Source organism: Thiolapillus sp., assembly GCF_048562965.1.
Classification (GTDB): domain Bacteria; phylum Pseudomonadota; class Gammaproteobacteria; order Chromatiales; family Chromatiaceae; genus Thiolapillus; species Thiolapillus brandeum_A.
In genome coordinates this window covers 1-5,331 of record NZ_JBHNMF010000217.1, presented here as the reverse complement: position 1 = coordinate 5,331, position 5,331 = coordinate 1, and the positions used below count along the sequence as shown (strand labels likewise).

Here is a 5,331-nt window from a genome sequence, read left to right as displayed (position 1 = left end):
CGTGGCCGTGGCCGTGGCCGTGGCCGTGGCCGTGGCCAGCAATTTTGCCGGCACGCTCAAAACCATCACAAAAAGATTCGAAGCGGCTACCGGCCACAAGGTTCATATCAGCGTCGGCGCCACCGGCAAGCAGTATGCACAGATCCGCCACGGCGCGCCTTTCGATCTGTTCTTCGCGGCAGACAGCCGGCGGCCGGAACTGCTGGAATCGGAAGGTTTCACCCAGCCCGGCAGCCGCTTCACCTACGCCCTGGGCAAACTGGTGCTCTGGAGTCCATTGCCTGCTTACGTCGATCCACAGGGAAAGATCCTCGAGCAGGGCGATTTCAAACACCTGGCCATGGCCAACCCACGGCTGGCGCCCTACGGCAAGGCCACCAGGGAGGTACTCCAGGCGCTGGGCCTGTGGCAGAGATTGCAGCCCCGCACCGTGCGTGGTGAGAACATCGGCCAGGCTTTCCAGTTCGTGAAAAGCGGCAATGCCGAACTGGGCCTTGTCGCCTGGTCACAGATCAAACGAGCCGGGCCACCGGCGCCCGGTTCCCACTGGGCCGTTCCCACCCTCCTCTATTCGCCCATCGAACAGCAGGCGGTGGTACTCAAGCCTTCAAAAGCCACCCGGGAATTTGCAGCCTTCGTACGGAGCAATGAAGTGAAAGCGCTCATCCGCGACTCAGGTTACGACTTGCCATGAGCCTCAGCGACGCCGATATCAGCGCCCTGTTCATCACCCTGAGGCTGGCGGGGCTGACCACCGTCATCCTGCTGCTTCTGGGTACACCCCTGGCCTGGTGGCTGGCCCGCAGCAAATGGCGTTTCAAGTTCCTTCTCGAAGCGCTCATCGCCCTGCCCCTGGTATTGCCTCCGACGGTGCTGGGCTTCTATCTGCTCATCAGCCTTGGCCCCAACGGGCCTCTGGGCAGCCTGTCACAATCCCTGGGCGGTCCCTCTCTGGCTTTCAGCTTCACCGGTCTGGTCATCGGCTCCGTGCTCTATTCCATGCCCTTCGTAATCCAGCCCCTGCAGAATGCCTTTGCCGCCATCGGCGACCGCCCCCTTGAAGTGGCCGCCACCCTGCGGGCCTCCCCCCTGGACCGTTTCTTTACCATCACCCTGCCCCTGGCACATTCCGGTTTTCTCACTGCCGCGGTGCTGGGCTTTGCCCATACCCTGGGCGAATTCGGGGTGGTGCTCATGATCGGCGGCAACATACCCGGCAGGACCCAGGTGCTGTCCATCGCCATCTATGACCATGTCGAGTCACTGGAATACGGCCAGGCACACCTGCTGTCCGCCGGCCTGCTGCTGGCCTTCCTGATGCTGATCCTGGTGTATGCCGTCAACCGCCGTTTTGCCGTGGCGCAGCAATGAGTATTCAGGTCAGCCTGAAACTGGAGAAGGAAGGTTTTCTTCTCGACGTGGATCTCGGGATTCCCGCCAGAGGCATAACCGCCCTGTTCGGACCTTCTGGATGCGGCAAGACCTCCCTGCTGCGCGCCATCGCCGGGCTGCAGCCAAAGGCCAGGGGCGTACTCCGGATGGGTGGATAGGTATGGCAGGACGGGGACTGTTTCCTACCGCCCCACCGGCGGCCACTGGGTTATGTCTTTCAGGAAGCCAGCCTGTTCCCCCACCTGAACGTACGGAAAAACCTGGAATACGGGCTCAGGCGGGTACCGGCGGATCAGCGCAGGGTGTCCCTGGACAATGCCGTCGATCTGCTGGATATCGGCCAGCTGTTGATGCGCAAGCCCCGGCAGCTTTCCGGCGGCGAACGCCAGCGGGCGGCCATTGCCCGGGCGCTGGCCGTCAGCCCCAAACTGCTGCTCATGGATGAGCCGCTGGCCGCCCTCGATGTACTCCGCAAGCAGGAGATCCTGCCCCACCTGGAATCGCTGCATGCCCGCCTGGATATTCCCGTGATCTACGTCAGCCATTCCCCCGACATGCTGACCCGCGTGGACCTGCCCCTGGCCCGGGGTAACGATGCCGAAGCACTCATTGAAGCCCGTGTCGCCAAACACGATGACACCTACGCCCTCACCTATCTGGATTTCCCTGGCGGCAGGTTCACGGTAGCAAGAAAAGACCTGGCTGTTGGGACCGTGGTGCGCCTGCGGGTCATTGCCCGCGACGTGAGCCTGACCCTGGCGCGGCAGACGGACACCAGCATCCTCAACATCTTTCCCGCCATCGTGGACGAAATCGTGCCAACCGGCGATTCCCAGGTGACCGTGAAACTGCAGGTGGGTGGCATCCCCCAGCTTTCCCGCATCACGCGCAAATCGGCAGCATTGCTCGAACTGCAACCCGGAAAATCTGTGTACGCTCAAGCCAAGACCGTGGCCCTGCTGGCCTGATCAGGTCTGCCGGCGAACTTCCTGCACATCGGGTATCTGTGCCAGCTTCTCCAGAACCTTGCTGAGCTGGGCCATGTCCGTCACTTCTGCAGTGAACCTCATGTTCGCCATCTCCTTCTTCCGGTCGGTATGGGTTTTTACCCCCAGTACGTCCACTTCTTCATTGGAGAACACCGAGCTGATGTCGCGCAACAGTCCCTTGCGGTCATGGGCGTAGATCTGTACATCCACGAGAAACGTACCCATGGGCTGATCCTCGCTCCAGCTGACGGGAATCAGCCGCTCCGCCTGTTCCTCGCGCAACCGCCTGACCACCTTGCAGTCTTCCCGGTGAATGGTCACCCCCCGTCCCCGGGTGATGTAACCGACGATGGGATCGTAGGGCACGGGCTTGCAGCAGCGGGCCGTGTGAGTCATGAGATCGTCCACCCCCTGAACCACCACCTGACCGGCCTTGCCCGTATGGCGGGATGTCCGCCTGTCGGCCCTGGCCGTGATTTCCTCGTCGTCCCGGCTGGTGTCGATCTGCAGGTTGGCGATCTGGGTGGCAGAGACCTCGCCCCGGCCAATGGCTGCGTACAGATCGTCCACGGACTTGAAATTGTATTTGGGCAGCAGGGCTTCCAGATCAGGCTTGCCGACACCGAGACGAGCAGTTTCCTTGTCCAGACTGGCTTTGCCCAGTTGCACATGCTGTTCGTAACCCTGCCGCTTGAACCAGTGCCGGATGCGGTTGCGCGCTCGGGAAGTCACCACGTAGCCCGAGCTGGCGTTGGCCCAGTCGAGACTGGGCCCCCCTTCCTTGGCGGTGATGATTTCGACGGTCTGTCCGCTCTCCAGGGGCTGGGTGAGGGAGATCATCTTTCCGTCGGCTTTGGCACCACGGCAACGGTGCCCCACAGAACTGTGAATGGCATAGGCAAAATCCACGGCAGTGGCGCCACGAGGCAGTTCCACAACCTTGCCGTCAGGTGTGAGCACGTAGATACGCTGTGCTTCGAATTCCGCATCGACCTCTTCGGCGGAGGCTTCTCCCGGTTCTTCCAGCCAGGCCCGCATCCACTCGATACGGCGTTCCAGTTCCGCATCCCCCTTGCCGTCTTCCTTGTAGCGCCAGTGCGCCGCCACGCCGCACTCGGCGTGTTCATGCATCTCGCGGGTACGGATCTGGACCTCCAGCGGCTTGCCGTCATCCCCCACCACGGCGGTATGCAGGGAACGGTAGCCATTTTCCTTGGGGTGCGCAATGTAATCATCAAACTCCCTGGGAATAGGCTGCCAGTCACCGTGCACCATGCCCAGCACCTCGTAGCATTGCGCGACCGTATCCACCAGCACCCGCACGGCGCGTACGTCGAAGATCTCGGTAAAATCCACACCCTTGCGCTGCATCTTCTTCCAGATGCTGTAGATGTGCTTGGGACGGCCACTGATCTCAGCCGCGATGCCGTGCTCCTTGCACTGCTTCTCCAGACGGGCGATCACCTGTTCGATGAAGTGCTCCCGCTCTTCCCTTTTTTCCTCCAGTGCATTGGCGATCTGCCGATAGGCATTGGGATGCAGCACCCTCAGGGAACGGTCTTCCAGCTCCCACTTGATCTGCCAGATGCCCAGGCGGTTGGCCAGGGGCGCATGAAGGCGCTGGGTGACATCGGCGATGCGCTGCTGGTCTTCGGCGTCCAGGTCGCCTATCACCCGCATCAGCTGCAGGCGCTTGGCCAGTACGATCAGCACCACCCTCACGTCATCCGCCAGCCCCAGCAGCATGCGGCGCAGGTTTTCACTCTGTTTCTCGCTGGTGTCGCTGCTTCCCGTTACCGCCACGGTGCGGATGCGCACCAGGTCGCGGATCATGGTCTGGACGCGTTCTCCAAAAGGCGCGGCCAGTTCCAGTTCGGCATTGGGCAGATCCGAAAGCAAGGCGGCGATGAGCGCCTCGGTATCCAGGTTCAGCTGATAGAGAATATCCGCCGTCTGCACCAGCGCCAGCTGATGCTGCATGCCGCCGAAGGTAGGCTCTTCGTCATGCACCTGGTGAACAATATCCAGGGCCTGCGAAATGGCATGGATCTCCTGCCGGCTGCGATGCCCGGCCAGGGCGGCAAGCCAGGCCGTCAAATGCTCCTGGCCCAGACTGCCGGTTTCGGGAAGATGGGAAACAGTGCTGACCATCAGCTTTGAAGTAACTCCGGAAAGACAACCATGAATCGGCTTTAAGATACCACAGTTACCCTTGTTCGCAGAGTATTTCGGAGCCCCGGAAAAAACCAGAAATGGCGCCCGAGCACCTCAAGAAAACAGCGGCATCATCCTCTTTTTTTCAGGAGCGTTTCAACGAATTTCCTCGATAGAAAACTTCTTGTCCAGAATAGCGGGTGTGAGCAATGCATAGCCTTTCTGCTGCCAATGGCCCAGTTCGGTTATGGCGGATGGCACGACCTCGATGAAATCCTGGAAATCCTCAGCCCTGTACCCATAGTCGGCCGCGGCCAGACCACAAACACGGAACTTTACACCCAGGCTGGCGTAATAGCCCATCCGACCCACGGCTTCGGCGTATTTTTTCTGGTTAGCCTTGGCCACAGTCACGATCTCTGTACCGTGAATCACCACAACGATATCCATGAACTCGGGCGCAAGGTTGTAGGGCGCTTCCATCAGGGGGTTCATGTAGGACCGTACCCAGAACAGGGCGCTGTTGATATGGCGGGGATCATCGAAATAATAATCAAAAACCGCTTTCGGGTCTTCATAGGGGGTATTGACGCGCTTGCCGGCTAGGCCTTCATACGACAGGGCCAACAGCAAACACAGGATAAAAACTCTTGGGGACATGTTCTCTCTCCTTGTTGTTTGTACATCAAGTTTAGACCATGACAACAATTCGTTTTCTTGATTATGCGCCGGGGAATTCCGCAGACAACAGGAAACATGAAACCGAACTTAACGTAAGCGCCAAACAATCAGCCCT

Annotated in this window: 5 protein-coding genes and 1 pseudogene; 4 read left to right on the top strand and 2 right to left on the bottom strand. The window is 60.1% G+C overall.

Features of this window, described 5'->3' with window-relative positions:
- The 4 genes and pseudogenes from modA to ACOCD2_RS11635 form a co-directional block, all read left to right on the top strand.
- Positions 1 to 694: molybdate ABC transporter substrate-binding protein (gene modA / locus ACOCD2_RS11650; RefSeq protein WP_305800295.1), on the top strand; the 694-nt coding region annotated here is incomplete at its 5' end.
- Positions 691 to 1,371 (top strand): molybdate ABC transporter permease subunit, encoded by a 681-nt coding sequence (modB, locus tag ACOCD2_RS11645; RefSeq protein ID WP_293646557.1) that lies wholly within the window; start codon positions 691 to 693, stop codon positions 1,369 to 1,371. The genes modA and modB, both read left to right, overlap by 4 nt.
- A pseudogene (locus ACOCD2_RS11640) lies at positions 1,368 to 1,835 on the top strand (ATP-binding cassette domain-containing protein); the annotation flags it as partial. The gene modB and the pseudogene ACOCD2_RS11640, both read left to right, overlap by 4 nt.
- Positions 1,830 to 2,360: a TOBE domain-containing protein gene (locus ACOCD2_RS11635; protein ID WP_308214442.1), complete on the top strand. Its 531-nt coding sequence runs from the start codon at positions 1,830 to 1,832 to the stop codon at positions 2,358 to 2,360. The pseudogene ACOCD2_RS11640 and the gene ACOCD2_RS11635, both read left to right, overlap by 6 nt.
- On the opposite strand, the gene ACOCD2_RS11630 is transcribed toward ACOCD2_RS11635, so the two are convergent.
- Both ACOCD2_RS11630 and ACOCD2_RS11625 read right to left on the bottom strand, forming a co-directional pair.
- Positions 2,361 to 4,532, bottom strand: a complete 2,172-nt coding sequence (locus ACOCD2_RS11630) for a RelA/SpoT family protein (protein ID WP_293646559.1) — start codon at positions 4,530 to 4,532, stop codon at positions 2,361 to 2,363.
- 159 nt (positions 4,533 to 4,691) lie between these two features.
- A complete protein-coding gene (locus ACOCD2_RS11625) occupies positions 4,692 to 5,195 on the bottom strand; it encodes a DsrE family protein (RefSeq protein ID WP_293650610.1) in 504 nt (167 codons plus the stop codon).
- Positions 5,196 to 5,331: the final 136 nt, after the last annotated feature.

Bases quoted from the DNA above. Each gene is read 5' to 3' on its own strand.
- modB (WP_293646557.1), top strand. From the start codon at position 691: ATGAGCCTCAGCGACGCCGATATCAGCGCCCTGTTCATCACCCTGAGG.
- ACOCD2_RS11635 (WP_308214442.1), top strand. From the start codon at position 1,830: ATGGATGAGCCGCTGGCCGCCCTCGATGTACTCCGCAAGCAGGAGATC.
- ACOCD2_RS11630 (WP_293646559.1), bottom strand. From the start codon at position 4,532: ATGGTCAGCACTGTTTCCCATCTTCCCGAAACCGGCAGTCTGGGCCAG.
- ACOCD2_RS11625 (WP_293650610.1), bottom strand. From the start codon at position 5,195: ATGTCCCCAAGAGTTTTTATCCTGTGTTTGCTGTTGGCCCTGTCGTAT.